This window comes from Butyrivibrio fibrisolvens (assembly GCF_023206215.1).
Lineage (GTDB): Bacteria > Bacillota > Clostridia > Lachnospirales > Lachnospiraceae > Butyrivibrio > Butyrivibrio fibrisolvens_C.
This window is the reverse complement of the sequence record NZ_CP065800.1, coordinates 658505-673683: the sequence shown is the minus strand read 5'-3', so window position 1 is coordinate 673683 and position 15179 is coordinate 658505. Positions and strand designations below refer to the sequence as shown.

13 protein-coding genes and 1 tRNA gene are annotated in these 15179 nt (G+C 40.9%); 9 read left to right on the top strand and 5 right to left on the bottom strand.

The features are described 5' to 3' along the window. Positions 1-14: 14 nt before the first annotated feature. Positions 15-1226, bottom strand: a complete 1212-nt coding sequence (gene fliB, locus I7804_RS02765; protein WP_248404815.1) for a flagellin lysine-N-methylase — start codon at positions 1224-1226, stop codon at positions 15-17. 199 nt (positions 1227-1425) lie between these two features. Here fliB and I7804_RS02760 point away from each other — a divergent pair, with 199 nt between their 5' ends. Next, on the top strand, positions 1426-2232 hold the full coding sequence (locus I7804_RS02760) for an RluA family pseudouridine synthase (RefSeq protein WP_248404814.1): 807 nt from the start codon (positions 1426-1428) through the stop codon (positions 2230-2232). Between the two features lie 303 nt (positions 2233-2535). On the opposite strand, the gene I7804_RS02755 is transcribed toward I7804_RS02760, so the two are convergent. Beyond that, positions 2536-3786: a serine hydrolase domain-containing protein gene (locus tag I7804_RS02755; RefSeq protein WP_248404813.1), complete on the bottom strand. Its 1251-nt coding sequence runs from the start codon at positions 3784-3786 to the stop codon at positions 2536-2538. A gap of 235 nt (positions 3787-4021) precedes the next feature. Between I7804_RS02755 and I7804_RS02750 the strand changes: the two genes are divergently transcribed. The 5 genes from I7804_RS02750 (at position 4022) to I7804_RS02730 (ending at position 9047) form a co-directional block, all read left to right on the top strand. Next, on the top strand, positions 4022-4702 hold the full coding sequence (locus I7804_RS02750) for a response regulator transcription factor (protein WP_022755497.1): 681 nt from the start codon (positions 4022-4024) through the stop codon (positions 4700-4702). A gap of 109 nt (positions 4703-4811) precedes the next feature. Further along, complete coding sequence (locus I7804_RS02745; RefSeq protein ID WP_248404812.1) at positions 4812-6170, top strand: sensor histidine kinase; 1359 nt, start codon at positions 4812-4814, stop codon at positions 6168-6170. Between the two features lie 191 nt (positions 6171-6361). Next, the gene (locus I7804_RS02740; RefSeq protein ID WP_248404811.1) at positions 6362-7366 is read left to right on the top strand and encodes an energy-coupling factor ABC transporter permease; all 1005 of its coding nucleotides are present in this window, start codon (positions 6362-6364) and stop codon (positions 7364-7366) included. A gap of 62 nt (positions 7367-7428) precedes the next feature. After that, complete coding sequence (gene cbiQ / locus I7804_RS02735) at positions 7429-8202, top strand: cobalt ECF transporter T component CbiQ (protein WP_331477845.1); 774 nt, start codon at positions 7429-7431, stop codon at positions 8200-8202. 98 nt (positions 8203-8300) lie between these two features. Continuing rightward, on the top strand, positions 8301-9047 hold the full coding sequence (locus I7804_RS02730) for an energy-coupling factor ABC transporter ATP-binding protein (RefSeq protein WP_027205029.1): 747 nt from the start codon (positions 8301-8303) through the stop codon (positions 9045-9047). Positions 9048-9131: 84 nt separating this feature from the next. Here I7804_RS02730 and I7804_RS02725 read toward each other — a convergent pair whose 3' ends face one another. Further along, positions 9132-9581 carry a Fur family transcriptional regulator gene (locus I7804_RS02725; RefSeq protein WP_022755502.1) on the bottom strand — a complete coding sequence of 150 codons (450 nt, stop codon included), beginning with the start codon at positions 9579-9581 and terminating at the stop codon, positions 9132-9134. 129 nt (positions 9582-9710) lie between these two features. Continuing rightward, positions 9711-10598, bottom strand: coding sequence for a putative manganese transporter (locus I7804_RS02720; protein ID WP_248404810.1), 888 nt, complete (start codon positions 10596-10598; stop codon positions 9711-9713). Positions 10599-11103: 505 nt separating this feature from the next. On the opposite strand from I7804_RS02720, the gene I7804_RS02715 reads away from it, so the two are divergent. Next, positions 11104-11583 (top strand): hypothetical protein, encoded by a 480-nt coding sequence (locus I7804_RS02715; protein WP_248404809.1) that lies wholly within the window; start codon positions 11104-11106, stop codon positions 11581-11583. Between the two features lie 100 nt (positions 11584-11683). Here the strand turns inward: I7804_RS02715 and I7804_RS02710 are convergent. After that, a tRNA-Gly gene (locus I7804_RS02710) sits at positions 11684-11754 on the bottom strand. 634 nt (positions 11755-12388) lie between these two features. Here I7804_RS02710 and I7804_RS02705 point away from each other — a divergent pair. Beyond that, entirely contained in the window at positions 12389-13858 is a 1470-nt protein-coding gene (locus I7804_RS02705) for a hypothetical protein (protein WP_248404808.1), read from the top strand. Between the two features lie 541 nt (positions 13859-14399). Next, positions 14400-15149 (top strand): Fe-S cluster assembly ATPase SufC, encoded by a 750-nt coding sequence (gene sufC, locus I7804_RS02700; protein ID WP_022755506.1) that lies wholly within the window; start codon positions 14400-14402, stop codon positions 15147-15149. Positions 15150-15179 lie beyond the last annotated feature (30 nt).

Genomic DNA, 15179 nt, shown 5'->3' with positions numbered 1-15179 from the left:
GAATGGGAAGTCTTTTAACTTTGCTGTGAACCAGATTCTAATGTCTGTGGTGCCGATATCGGCACTGCCATTTTTTGCACTGGAAGATAGTCGCAGACAATTGCATACATATCTTTTTGAAGTCCAAGGTTATGGCAGGCTGCCCGTTCGTAGGCTGATAGAAGAGCTGCCATCTTCTGGGGCGTTAATTTTTTTCTCCTGTTATAATTGACCATCAGGAACAGGAACATATTCACATGCATGATAGCAGATACAGCAAAATGAACAAAACTATAGTTTTCGTATATCTCGCCGTAGCACTGCTGGACATCATATTGAAGATACCGTAAGAGTGCTTCCATCCTTGTAGGATCTTCTCTTATAAAATCTGTGACCATGGATTTCCAGACCTTCTGACCCTCGATCTCTGTTTTTAGGTCAAACTTGTGATGATACCACTCTATAGTTCTGTTGATCATAGAGAATGGCCTGGAATCCTGCATATCAAACTGGGTATTGATAAGTCTGTTAAGAGCCATTATAGGAAGGGGAAAATATGACCTTCCGGCATCAGGCATATCGTCTGTCTTGCATAGTTCATAGAAATATAAAGGCCGCCCATCATCTTTGGTAAGCTTCATATCTTTATGCTCCAGAACAGTATCCTGTGCATACTGGCAATAAGCCAAAAGGCTGTGGAGAATCCTGTCCATAGTAACAGGATCATAGATAAGCTGAGGCTTTACGTTGAGCATCTGTATGAGCTCTTTTTGCGAAGTAAGAACTATCTCTTCAAACTGAGGATCGTCATTGCTGCCGTGCCGTTCGCGTTCTATCTCTTCATCGCATTCTATAAGAGAAGGCCTCTTATCTCTAGACAGGAGCATATCACTAACATGAATGCATGAAAGATCCAGATTCATGGTGGCAAATGTTCCGTAATTTCTGATCTCGCGAGGGTATTTGCGGCAGATTTCGGGCATGTATTCTGCGCCAAGCTTTTTCTGGATGTTGCATAGACCACTCATTCCATGGAATATACAACTGCCGCTGTCATAGTTGAAGTAGTTCTTGTCAGGACCTGACAGACTTAATCTAAGACATTTTCCCCAGATACCGTCCTTTTCAAGAATCCTTTCCTTAGTCTTATCATCAACTATTATGCGCCAGCCATAGCAGCAGGTCTCGGGGCACTCCCCTGCAAGGCATTTGAATTCATCAAAAAGCTCATTCTTTAAGACTTTCACAATGCTGATCCTATTTTAATTAAGAGTTGTTGGATTAGATGAAAAGTGTTACGTATTTATTATATCATGTAAACAAAAAGGGCTCGAACAGGCTTGATAAATTCTGGTGATTCTTTTATAACAAATTTACCGATGTTCATTTGAGTAAAAGCTTTTTGAGTAAAAACATTTCACGAAAAACGTATGAAAGAAGGGTGCTATGGAAGATATATCTAGAGGGAAAAATACAGAGCTAAATATTCCGGATAAAAAAGACCATATAATATACGAAGATGACAATATAATAGTCTGTGTTAAGAGCGCAGGAACCGCGACGCAATCAGCGGATCTTCGCAGTAAAGATTTGGTATCTCTTATAAAGATCCATCTTGTAAGACAGGCAAGAAAGAATAAAGTCAGATTAACCACCGAGCCCTATGTAGGCCTTATTCACAGATTGGATCAGCCTGTTGAAGGCATCCTTGTTATTGCCAAAGACAAGGAATCTGCTGCAAACCTCTCAAAGCAGGTTACAGATAACCGGATAGATAAGCGCTACCTTGCTGTAGTAGAGGGAATTCCTAACGATGACAAGATTCATTTAAAAAAAGAAGTATCTAAAGACGGAACAATCTATATAGAAGATGAGATCATAAAAAAATCCGATGGAAATGCAAGAATCGTAACAGGACTACCCGCAGATGAACTAAAGACATTAGGAAATCCTGAAGATAAAAAAATCTCAAAACTAGAATATAAAATAATAAGCTCGAATAATAATAGATCCCTTATCGAAGTGCACCTCTTAACCGGCCGCTTCCACCAGATAAGGGCCACCATGGCATACCTAGGCTGCCCCATAGCAGGCGATACAAGATACGGCGCTCATCCTCTCCCCTTAGAAAACGCCCCACTATCCCCCAAAGCCATAGCCCTATGCAGCCACAAATTATCATTCAAACACCCGATAACAGGCAAAACTATGTCATTTGAGCTAGAGCCCTCAGAAGCGATATTCACAGAATAACTCGGATCTCACACTATCAAGGTGCAGTATCCTCGGAGGATTTGAAAGGGCTGACAGACTATATATATAATTGCCTAGCTTTTTAATTGTTTTTGTAAATTCATGAGCGTGATAGATGGAGCTTTTTATTCTGTCCGGGGTCCACCTGTCTGAGCGAAGCGAGTTTGGACCCCAGAATAAAAAGTTCCAGATATCATGCCATGAATTAAAAAACAATTAACAGCTAGGCAATTATATATATAGTCTGTCAGCCCTTTCAGATCCTTCGAGGATACTGCACCGACAGCAGCGAGAAATCCACGTTTACAGCATTCCGTATGCGATCTGTCTTAGGAGTCTTGTGGGGCCCATGGAGCCTGCATCCGCAAGCTGGATGTAGTACTGGAACATGAAGTCATTGGACGGATCCAGAGTCATATACGTTCCAAGCCATCCATCCCATCCAAACTCACCCACAGGAGCATTCGTCTGGTAGGCAGCAGGATCAAGAAGAACACGATTGAAGTTACCGTATCCGTAGCCCTGAAGACTATCCCACTGAGTAGTCTTAATCTGCTCAGGAGTCAGCTGATTTGTGCGCATGAAGCGAACAGTTTCTTTTCCAAGGATTCTGGTTCCATCTTGAGAAGTGCCACCATTTAGAAGCATCTGTCCGAAGTTTCTAAAGTCGCCTATAGTTGATACAATACCTGCTCCTCCTGATTCGAAGGCCGGAGCTTTAGTTATAGTATCTTCCATAGCAAGATGGGGCCCTTTTTCTATTACAAGCTTACCTGTCACATCTTTGATCTTAACCTTGCCACTTACAGAATCTACAACAGAAACCGGCTGAGCATTATCACCATCTGCATAAAATCTGTATTTCTGGGCAAGACGATGTACCTTATCCTCAGGTACATAGAAGCCCGTGTCATGCATATGAAGCGGACGGGTTATCTCATCTTCAATGAACTGTCCAAAACGCTTGCCGCTGGCAACCTCTACAACAGCACCCATAACATCAGCACTTGTTCCATATCTCCAGCGTGCTCCCGGCTGGAACTCAAGAGGGAGTCTGCCTATCTTGTTTGCGAATTCGACAGTGCTTATGAGCTTTCCAGCTGCATGAGAAGCGTCCATCTCATTAAACAGAGCTGTAGAACATGCAGTAGGATAGTTGTTTTCTTCAGGATATGTAAGACCGCTTGTCATATTGAGAAGATCCTTAAGGATCATGGGTCTATTTACATCTTCCAGTTCCTGGCCTTTTCCTGTCCAGACTTTCTGGTTTTCAAATCCCGGAAGGTATTTACTGACAGGATCGAAAAGGTCTATCATGCCCCTTTCCATGAGGATCATGGCGCATACTGATGTGATCATCTTGGACATTGAGAACATACGGAAGATAGTATCTTCTTTCATAGGTATGTTATTCTCGATATCTGCAAGACCATAGCTGTTTTGGTACAGTATATTGCCTTTATGAGTGATCATTACATTTGCACCGGATATGTGACCTAGAGAGATTTCTTTGCCGATAATATTATCGATAGCCTTAGTAGATGATGTGTTCATGATAGACTGATGCCTTTCCTTCGCGTGGTAGTTAAGTTGTGACATGAGGTTAAGTTTGAAAGTGTTCAGCTTTCAAATCCAAATTGATGTTAAAAAGAAGATTTTGACACCTACTTCATTATATATTGTTTAAAGTATAATTCAAGAAAACATATACTTGTCCTGCTTGCACAGCTATGCAATGCTCTAATTTTCAAATTTTGTTATAATAGGTAAAAACGAAGGGAGTACCACTATGCGTCTGTTACTTGCAGAAGATGAAGAAGAGCTTTCTAATGCTCTTGTTGCAATACTTAAGCACTCAAGCTATACGGTCGATGCTGTATATGACGGTGAAGAAGCCCTTGACTATGGGCTTTCCGGCGAATATGACGGGATAATACTTGATATCATGATGCCTGGCATGGAAGGAACCCAGGTACTTAAAAGATTAAGAGAAGAAGGTATCACTACCCCTGTCCTTTTTCTTACAGCCAAGAGTGATGTGGATGATAAGATCAAAGGACTTGATCTTGGAGCAGATGATTATCTTACTAAGCCCTTTGATATGGGAGAGCTTCTTGCAAGAATCCGTGCAATGACAAGGCGAAGATCAGACTTCTCACAGCCATCATTATCTTGTGGGAATCTTACACTTGACCGTAATACATACGAACTGTCTACCCCGGAGCATGACAGCATACGCCTTGCAGGACGAGAGTTCCAGATGATGGAGATGCTCATGACATCTCCCGGAAGAGTTGTATCTGTTGACAATTTCATGGACAGGATCTGGTCTGATGGAGAAGCTGATATCAACGTAGTCTGGGTCTATATCTCTAATCTTAGGAAGAAACTGACAGCACTTGGATCTAGCGCTGAGATTAAGGCATCAAGGGGCGTTGGCTATTCAATCCACGAGAAGAAGGATGAGTAAATAGTCTTCGAATCACTTATTAAAAGCCGGCAAGGCTGGACTTATATATTCTGATTTTTGAAAAAAGCGGCATGTAGTGTAGTTTGATCAGTTAAGCGGAAAGGGCTATATGGTTAGTAAACTTCGTAGAAAGTTCGTAATAACAGCGATGAGTGCACTTCTTGTAATACTTCTTGTGCTTATAAGTGTCATCAACGTGGCCAATTTCGTAGAGTTTACAAAAAGTGCTGACGATATTCTTAAGATCCTGGCAGATAACGATGGAACATTTCCTGAGATGGGTCCTGGCCAGGCTATGAACGAGATGAAAGTCGCGGGCATAGAAGCGTCAATCATGGAAAGTGATCCTTCTAATGGTTCATCCCAGACTATGAATTCTACTCAGGAATCGTCTACTCCTCCGGCTCCTAAGAGTGAGGAGCGTAGCAGGGATATCTTTTCCTATAATAGAAATGTTGAAACTCCCTTCTCTACAAGATATTTCTGGGTCAAGATCGACGATAGTGGAAAGGTTAAAGAGATTGATACAGGCCACATAGCATCTATTCTGGAAGAGACAGCCGGAGAGATGGCAGAGAGCATTTATGCTTCATCTAAGACCAAGGGCTACGAATCCACCTACAGATATTATGTGAGAAGACTTGATACCGGAGATACGCTACTGCTGTTCAAAGACTGCAGCTCGGATATGTACAATGCCATCAAACTTCTTCGAAACACATTCCTTCTAATGCTGGCATGTCTTCTTGCCATGTTCATCCTGGTATGGATTATGTCAGGACATGCGGTATCCCCTGTAGTAGAATCTCTTGAAAAGCAGAAAAGATTCATAACCGATGCAGGTCATGAACTAAAGACTCCACTTGCAGTCATATCAGCGAGTGTGGATGTTATAGAGCTTGATAATGGTAAGAGCGAGTGGACCATTAGTATCAAGAATCAGATAAAGAGAATGACAGACCTTATCCAGAAGATGTTGACGCTATCCCGCATGGAAGAGGAGAATGTCAGGCTTGTTTTTACAGATATAGATCTTAGCAGTATATGTCTTGAGACAGCCGGAAGCTTTGAAGCAGTTGCAGAAAGTGCCGGGAAGAAATATACAACTGATATAGAAGATGGCGTTCATATTAAAGGTGATAAAAACTCCATGACCCAGCTATTATCACTTCTTATAGATAATGCCATAAAGTATTCTTCGGAAAAAGGGAGTATTGAAGTTAGGCTTCAAAGAGGCAAGCATATAGAATTAGAAGTTCGTAACACCTGTGACAATATTCCTGAAGGGGATCTGGACAAGCTTTTTGACAGGTTCTACAGAGCAGACACATCAAGGAACAGGAAAAGCGGCGGATATGGCATAGGCCTGTCTGTTGCAAGAGCGATAGTGACATCTCATGGCGGAAGCATAGAAGCTCTTAGAGATGGCGATAATATCATAAGATTTGTTGCCAGGTTTTCCAAATAAGAAGTATATGAGATAGATGATGATATTATGACTAAAAAATGGCGTCTTAGAAAAAGGTGATCAAAATATAACCCCCAGGGGGGCTTGTGGGTATCTTTGGCTACCCCTTATACTTATATGAGATTAAATATTGCACAAGTCATTTGGGCTTGTGCGATTTTAATGTAATAAGAGAATAAGGGGTATAGACTATGCACATGGCAGACGCGCTTGTAGTTCCGGCGGTTGCAGGAACTATGTATGTATTATCAACGACAGTGGCAGGACTTTCTGTCAAGAAAGTAAGAGAAGAAAATGATCCTAAGAAGATCCCGGTGATGGGCGTTATGGGAGCTTTTGTATTTGCTACTCAGATGCTCAACTTCACCATACCAGGGACCGGTTCATCAGGACATCTGTGCGGAGGAATGATGCTTTCAGCTCTCCTTGGGCCGTATGCGGGATTTTTGACTATGATAGGGGTGTTGCTCGTCCAATGCCTGCTATTTGCAGACGGAGGGCTTCTGGCACTTGGCTGCAACATTTGGAATATGGCATTCTACGGATGCTTTGTAGGCGCCCTTCTTATCTGGCGTCCTATTATGAAAAAAGGCGCAACAAGAGGCAGGATAATAGCAGCTTCTATAATAGGCTGTGTTCTTACACTTCAGATGGGAGCCTTCTCTGTTACGATAGAGACCCTTTTATCAGGTGTTACAAAGCTTCCGTTTACAGTATTTCTTGCAACAATGCAGCCTATACATCTTGCGATAGGCTTTGTAGAAGGACTTATCACAGCAGCTGTCCTTGTTTTTGTACATGAAGCAAGACCTGAGCTTTTATGGGGTGCTTCTAATGACGAGACAGTTAAGGGTAGACTTTCTTTTGTTCCTACAATCGCTGTACTTGCAGTAGCTGCAGCTATTTGCGGCGGTGTTGTTTCACTATTTGCTTCATCCTTCCCTGATGGGTTAGAATGGTCCATGGAGAAGGTTGCAGGAACTGCTGAGCTTGAAGCTGTAGGCGGAGCATATGATGCAGCAGCCAAAGTTCAGGAAGCTACATCCCTTCTTCCTGATTATGCCTTTAAAGGCAGTGAATCTGCAATTGGTACAAGCTTTTCGGGTATTGCAGGAGCGCTTGTAGTTGTACTTATTACAGTCGGTGCCTGCTACGCTTTTAAGTTTTTCAAGAAAAAAACAGGCACAAGTAATTAACCTAAGGTGCCTAGGGATTAAATATTCAAAAGTACATGGATGTGCTTAGATTCATATAATAAATGAGCTCAATTGAAAAAAAAATTAAGGAACTAAATAGTATTCAGGATCTGCAGCAGCGTACCCATTGGATGAATGAACTTCATCCTCTGGGGAAGCTGCTAGTTTGCGTTATATACATATTTTTAGTAACCTCTTTTGACAAATACGATATTACGCCTTTGATACTTATGGCTGTATATCTTATTTTTGCCTTCCTTATAGGAGAGTTGTCTGTTTTGAAAGCCCTGTATAGAATGAGGATCATCCTGCCGCTTGTGTTATTTGTAGGTATCTTTAATCCTTTTTTTGACAGGGAGATAGTATTAACTATAGGTAGCATCAATGTATCAGGCGGCTTTTTATCTATGATCACGCTTATAATCAAGGGCTTTTACACTGTTCTTGCGGCGTATATACTAATAGCCACAACATCCATAGATGATATCTGCTATGCCCTTAGATGCATAAAGATTCCCAGGATCATAGTGATTGTCATAATGCTCATATACAGGTACTTCGATGTTATGGCACAGGAAGCGGACAGGATTACAACAGCTTACAAACTGAGAGCTCCCTCGCAGAAAGGGATTCATTATAAAGCTTGGGGGACTCTTGTGGGCCAATGGCTTCTTCGCAGTATAGATAAGGCAGAACTTGTTTATGAGAGCATGCTTCTTAGAGGCTTTAAGGGCGATTTTTCTTTTAAGCATAAAGCTGTAAGACCCTTGGATATCCTATATCCTCTTGTATGGATATTTATTTGGGTGATTATCAAACTTCGGATTTTTGTATAAAAAGAAGTGAAGAGCGTATTGAAGAGAGTATATAACTAAGGGTCTTCATCATAGAATGTTTTTTGTGCATGATCAAAGCCCATTATTTGGAGATTTTAATGAAAACAGGTATACACGGACAGATACTAAAAATAGAAAATCTATCCTTTAGCTATGACAACGAAACTCCCGTCCTTCAAGGCATAAACCTTACAGCTACAGATGGTGAAAGTATAGGAATCATAGGTGCTAACGGTATAGGTAAGTCAACTCTTATGAAGCTCCTTGTAGGACTAAATACCGGATATACAGGTAAGCTTATAGTAGCTGGGCATGAAGTCGTTCCTGCCAATCTTAATCACATAAGAGAGCATGTTGGCTATGTGTTTCAGGATTCTGACAGCCAGCTCTTTTTGTCAACAGTAGAAGATGACATAGCCTTTGGCCCTAGAAACTATGGCCTTTCTGAAGATGAAGTTCAAAAGAGAGTAGATGATGCAATCTCCTTCCTTAACATAGAACACCTAAGGCACAAGCAGACCTATAAGATGTCAGGCGGTGAGAAGAAGCTTGCATCAATAGCCACGATCCTTGCCATGGAGCCCGACATCATAATCATGGACGAACCCTCAATAGCCCTTGATCCCCGCAACAGAAGGAATTTAATCAATATACTAAATGAAATAAAAGCACTAAAGATAATAACATCACATGATCTTGACTTCGTAATGGATACCTGCAAACGTACCATCTTACTTGATGATGGCAGGATTATCGCAGATGGTGATACTGATGTGATATTACGAGACAAAGACCTCCTGACATCACACTCGTTAGAGCTACCACTTAGCCTTTCAAGAATCTGATATACTACGCAACCTTCTCACTTGGACGGGCCGGCATCCCCAAAGTCTTTGCTGGGGCAGGCCCGTCCAAGTGGGAAGTTTTAGTTACTTACATTTTGCGCAGTAGCCGTATATTTCAAGCTGGTGGCCTGTGATCTCGAAATCGTCCATGTTGGCAGGGAGCATTTTGTTTAGATCTCCAAGGAAGCATGTCCTTAGAGGGAAGCGCTCCTTGCACTTAAGACAGATGGCATAATGCCTGTGCTGGGCAAGGCGCAGCTCGTACATGGCATTTTCACTGGTAACGGCAGTTGACTTAGTAAGGATACCTGCATCTTCAAAAGTCTGAAGGCACCTGTATACAGTGGAAAATGCGTAGCTGTTCCCGCCTTCTTTTTTGCTAAGCTCCTCATATATCTCAGTTGCAGTCAGTGGTTTAACAGCATCTGCAAGAATATGATATATATCAAGTCTTTGCTTTGTCTTTTTGATTCCCTCTGGCCAGTTGCGTTCCATCTGACGTTCAACGGTTTCAGCATGTATTTTGCAAGACATATTCAACCTCATTAAAATAAAAAACGCGAAGATTTATAGATCTCTTACGATTAATAACGCCACGAAGATTTATAGACCTCATATGATTAAAATATCAAGAAGACTTGTGAATCCTCTGCGATACAATTATTACAAAATAAGATCAATAAGTATTCCGAAGAATACACCTGTAACATAGAGAATTCCAGTGATATGGAGATTTCTCTTGAATTCAGGATTGACTCTGAACAGGATAAGTAGTCCAATTCCGGCACCTACTAATAATCCTGACATCATGGTTCCCATTGTTATCATTCCGCCAAGGTACAGCTCAGTTATGATTATAGAAGCAGCGCAGTTAGGGATAAGACCTATTATGCCTGCTACGATGTGTCCCAGCAGAGGATTAGCGGTAATTACTGACATAATAGCCTCTTCACCTATAAGCTCAACTATGAAATTGAGTATAAAAGTAAGAACCAGAAGATATAAGAAGATATGAACAGTATGTACAAACGCGGATTTTAAGATGCTACCTTCTTCCTCGTCTTCGCAGTGACAGTGTTCACGCTCGCAGAGCTCTTCTATTCTGAAATCTTCTCTTCCTTGGTGGCGGATCTTCCTAGTCTTATTGGCTGCAAAGTCCACAATGAATCCGGCTATGATTCCAACCAGAGCCTTAAGACCCAGAATGGGAAGGATTGTAGTAACAGGAACCCTTTCAGATATCATAAGAGGTAGCATCTCATCGGATGTAGAAAGGTATATGGCGATCAGGGTTCCAACTGTTATAACACGGCCTGCATATAGGTTAGAGGCAGCAGCTGAGAATCCACACTGAGGCAGTACTCCAAGGACAGCTCCCCATAAGGGACCGGACTTTCCGGCTTTTCTTACAATATCACCAGCCTTGTCCATAGTATGCCTTTCCAGAAGCTCCATGAGAAGATATGTTATAAATAGAAACGGAAGTATCTTAACTCCGTCTATCACTGTATCTAAGATTACATCTACTAATAATTCCATTGTTAACCTCATGTCGCGAGCTAATAAAGTGACTAATGTTACAAATCGGTGGAGCTCGCGGCACCAATTTGAGGAGGTAACTTCTAATTAACTCCCTTGAAAATAAAACATTTTCAAACGTTTCCTTTTAGTCATGATAAAAAAATACTGCTATATTTGCATTTGGTTTTGCGAAATATATTTTGAGCAAAGAGAATATATCACACTTTTGATTTAAATGCAAATGATTTGCAATTAGATTTGCATAATGATTTTTTGATGATTTGTATGATGATTGAATGGTGATTGTATGATGGTTTGTATGATCAGACCGGTGAATTGTTGTAAGTAGATTTTGTAATGTTTATATGATCGATCGGTTATGACATTTGTCTTTTACTATTATGATAGCTGCATTTTGTCCGAGGAAAGTGTCGTTTTATCGGAAAATGGTTGATGAAAATAGAATACGGTTTATAATTACATACGTTGATTAAGTTTATAAAAAATTAATATATTAAGAAAAGAGGAATATGCTATGGGTTTAAAAATCAATGATGAGATCAAGAATATTGCCCTTGGAGCAGCGCTTCGCCCGGGTGACAGTTACAAAGCGGCTGCATTCGGGACACTTAGCAGCAGTTCAGGACTTTGGGCTTTAATATTATTTGGAGGTGCACTCGGAGGTGCAATTGCAGGTTCAGCTAATAAAAATGTTTTTGTGATACCTACTGATAACACCATTAAACTTGTACAGCTGGGAACCTGGAATACAAGTAAAGTCGAGCAGGTATTCGATATACCATATGGTGAACTTACTAAAGTTAAGCATACAAAAGGTTCACTGGGTGCTCATTTCATAAAATTCAGAGTTGGTAAGGTAAGGTATAGGCTTACAATGACTGAAAGAGGTGGTAAAAATCTTCCGGGGCAGAAAGAAAATGTTCAGATCATATCTCAGATATTTGCCGATATCCAAAATGCTCAGAGAGCTCAGAAAGTAAAAAAAGCATCATAAGTAAAGTGACTATCAGATAAGAACAGGTGGGATCGGGCTCAAAGGCCTGATCCCACCTGTTTAACAAAAAAGCCCTCAGGTAAGACCTGAGGGCTTTAGAAGCAGGTGATGGGAATCGAACCCACCTATCCAGCTTGGAAGGCTGGTGTTCTACCAATGAACTACACCTGCGCGGCACAATGATTATTTTAGTAAAGTGTCAGGGTTATGTCAAGCACTAACTTAAATCTTTCTACAATATTATTTTCGAAATTTTTAGATAATGTAAACTTCCCACTTAATTTTCTCGGGCATGCCCCCGACCAAGTGGGAAGTTTGCAAACTAATTCATAAAATAATCTCCAAAAAATCTCCCAGCAAAAACTGTCATTTTATAAACGCATTAACAATAAAATGCCGATGTATTTACGATAATGATTGCTTTTTTGAAAAACGGAAACCAAGTAAAGCATAGCATTCATAAAAACCAGAATAGAAGTTAAATTAAACGGGAACTAAAAAATCAAAAAGAACAAATATACTTCGATTTTGCTCTTTAAAAATGACGTTTCGTCGGAAATTAACACAAACATTTTTTTATATTTTATAATGCTTTTTGTGCTTGCAAGAAACGCACAAAAATATGTTCTTCTAGGTCTGCCTATTCCTAAAAAGATTATTGGGGGAAGCATAGACCTATCTGCACCGCGCCTTTAAAAGGAGGATTTAGAGGCGATAGGGTCTTGGTACCTTCGTTATTGCAAAACTCATATATAAAGGCAATAACGAAGGCGCTGTCATTAATTATTACAAAGAGGTACGAAACATGAATTCTAAAATTGTAACCACACTAACTGCGGCTATTACCTGCCTTTCTATTGTCAGTGGAGGCGCCGCTATCTACTATGATAAGACACATGATAAGGGCAATATAACTATTGATAGTAGAGAAGAGTTCCTGTCAGTCAATCAGGACCTTATGCCGCAGACTGCTGCTAGTATCGTGCAAGGAAGCGGAGATGTTTTTTTAGAAGCTATGTTTACAGGCAGGGAGATTCCTGATACAGATACCGACATCTTAATATGGGCCAAGTCTGATGATCCGGAATTTCAGACCGTGTTAGAGGATACCAGCCTTGATCTTAAGATCCATTACGATAAAAATAATAGCGAAGCGCTAGTCAATGCATTTATTACGGAAAATGGGTCACAGACCCTGAGTCTATATGCTGATATTGAAGGTGATACAGCAGGACTATACAGCCCTTCCATAAGCGAGTATTACTATGATCTTACCAAAGAACAGTTTATAAACGGTTTTGAGACTACCACCGGTATCTCGCTGGCAGCAACTAGTAATGCAGAAGATGCATCCCAAGATTCTGCCAAGGACAATTCTGATTCCCATACGGACAACACAAGTATAGAAGATTCCGAATTCATGAATATCTTAGATGTCATATTAACAGCCGTTACCAAGGACAATGTCACCGCTACATATAGTGATAACCTCCATCTTGAACACGTTGACGAGACAATATCAGGTACCACCTATACCTGCCAGCCATCAGCAGATGATTTTGAGAATATGCTATATGACCTATGTGACTATATGGATACCCACGAAAGTGCCAGAAGCTACATCCATAACATATTAGGAAATATATCTGATAAAAGCGATACTGTACTAGATATAGAGACTCTCCTTGTAAACGAAGACGGATGCCTAAAAAATAAAGCCAAGGAGATTGCTACAAACCTTTCCTGCAGTGCATTTACCTGGTCCGTAATAAGCGACAATACCGGCACAGGAAGAGCCCTTAACCTTTCCTTTATATGTAACGGCACCAACATAGTATTGACCTGTGAAAAAGCATCTAAGGGAGCCATGTACATGTCAGCAACTCTGGACGATTCATATATAAGCATACTAAAAACTCCCTCAGAAACCCCTGAATCCGCCACATCACTCCTAGGTCTATCCTACGGCACAATAGAAATAACCGCCTGCGATAAATCAAACACCACAAAAGCCCTGATAACAACCACAAGATCAGAAGATAATACCAAAGATGAGACAGTCATATCCTTCAATGCAGGAAGCCGCATAGGCAACATAGAGCTCCACATAGAATCAAAAAACTCTTCAACAGCCTCTATGCCACTCACTCCAGCAGAAATGCACATAGACATGACCTCCTCCAGCGATGAAGAAGTCATGACCGTTTTCAAAACCTACCACAACAAGATCACCTCAATCCTCCTAAGCAGCAAAATATTAGGAATGATTCTATGATCTCACATTAAAAAGTTTTCAGTTACCAGGCTCATCATCCTGAGTTTATTTTAAGAATTTACGGTTGAAAGAAGCAGCATCCCCAAAGACTTTACAGGGGCGGCCAGGGAGTATATGAATCATCACAACGCTTTTTAATCGTTTTATAAATTCATGAGCGTGATAGCCTGAGATTTTTATTCTGCCAGGGGTCCACATGTCTGAGCGAAGCGAGTTTGGACCCCAGAATAAAAAGCTCAGGATATCATGCCATGAATTATGAAACGATTAACAGCGTTGTGATGATTCATATACTCCCTGGCCGCCCCTGTAAAGTCTTTGGGGATGCTGCTCCCTTCACTGTAACCTGAAACACCCTAAATTAAGCTTGTTTGCCGTGTATAACAAGTTGCTTTTTTGGTGAAAATTTTATAAAATGTTTCTCTGTGTATTGTCAGGATATTATAGTAGTGTTATAGTTAATTCCTAGTAAGTACCTAGGAAAACACATAAAGGATATTTTGTAATTATTATTTGTTAAATATAGAAAGGACGTGAAACAATGTCTGAACAGAATCTTTTGCAGGTTAGTGATCTTTCAGTCTCTGTTGATGAGATGCAGATCCTGCATAAATTAAACTTAAGTGTTAATCCCGGAGAGACACATGTACTCATGGGACCTAACGGTGCCGGTAAGTCTACACTTGGTAACACCCTTATGGGCAACCCAAGCTATGTAGTAGATGAAGGCAAGATCTTTTTTGACGGACAGGATATTACTAATCTTTCTACAGATAAGAGAGCAGCTGCAGGAATGTTCATGTCATTCCAGAATCCTCTTGAGGTTCCGGGTATCTCACTTTCAGCTTTTATAAGGAATGCCATCCACGCCCAGACAGGCAAGCCTATCAAGCTCCTTGCATACAAGAAGCTTCTCGAGTCAACTATGGAGCTTCTCAATATGGATCCTTCATATGCTGACCGTGATCTTAACGTAGGATTTTCAGGCGGTGAGAAGAAGAAGGCAGAGATCCTTCAGCTCCTTATGCTCAGCCCCCGCCTTGCAATCCTTGATGAGACTGACTCAGGACTTGATGTAGATGCTGTTCGTACAGTATCCAAGGGAATTGAAGAGTATCAGAAGAGAGAGAACGGTGCTCTTATCATCATCACTCACTCAACCAAGATCCTTGAATCACTTCATGTTGATCACACTCACGTCCTTGTAAAGGGTCAGATTGTTGCATCTGGAGACGGATCACTTGTTGATGAGATCAACGCTAACGGATTTGAGCGTTTTATTAAAGAGTGATAGTTGATTAAAAGGTGACAGTTAATATCC

Coding starts and splice junctions, on each gene's coding strand:
- cbiQ (WP_331477845.1), top strand. CDS start 7,429: ATGAGCTCAATTGAAAAAAAAATTAAGGAACTAAATAGTATTCAGGAT.
- I7804_RS02760 (WP_248404814.1), top strand. CDS start 1,426: ATGGAAGATATATCTAGAGGGAAAAATACAGAGCTAAATATTCCGGAT.
- I7804_RS02720 (WP_248404810.1), bottom strand. CDS start 10,598: ATGAGGTTAACAATGGAATTATTAGTAGATGTAATCTTAGATACAGTG.
- I7804_RS02725 (WP_022755502.1), bottom strand. CDS start 9,581: ATGTCTTGCAAAATACATGCTGAAACCGTTGAACGTCAGATGGAACGC.
- I7804_RS02740 (WP_248404811.1), top strand. CDS start 6,362: ATGCACATGGCAGACGCGCTTGTAGTTCCGGCGGTTGCAGGAACTATG.
- I7804_RS02755 (WP_248404813.1), bottom strand. CDS start 3,786: ATGAACACATCATCTACTAAGGCTATCGATAATATTATCGGCAAAGAA.
- I7804_RS02745 (WP_248404812.1), top strand. CDS start 4,812: ATGGTTAGTAAACTTCGTAGAAAGTTCGTAATAACAGCGATGAGTGCA.
- sufC (WP_022755506.1), top strand. CDS start 14,400: ATGTCTGAACAGAATCTTTTGCAGGTTAGTGATCTTTCAGTCTCTGTT.
- I7804_RS02750 (WP_022755497.1), top strand. CDS start 4,022: ATGCGTCTGTTACTTGCAGAAGATGAAGAAGAGCTTTCTAATGCTCTT.
- I7804_RS02705 (WP_248404808.1), top strand. CDS start 12,389: ATGAATTCTAAAATTGTAACCACACTAACTGCGGCTATTACCTGCCTT.
- I7804_RS02715 (WP_248404809.1), top strand. CDS start 11,104: ATGGGTTTAAAAATCAATGATGAGATCAAGAATATTGCCCTTGGAGCA.
- I7804_RS02730 (WP_027205029.1), top strand. CDS start 8,301: ATGAAAACAGGTATACACGGACAGATACTAAAAATAGAAAATCTATCC.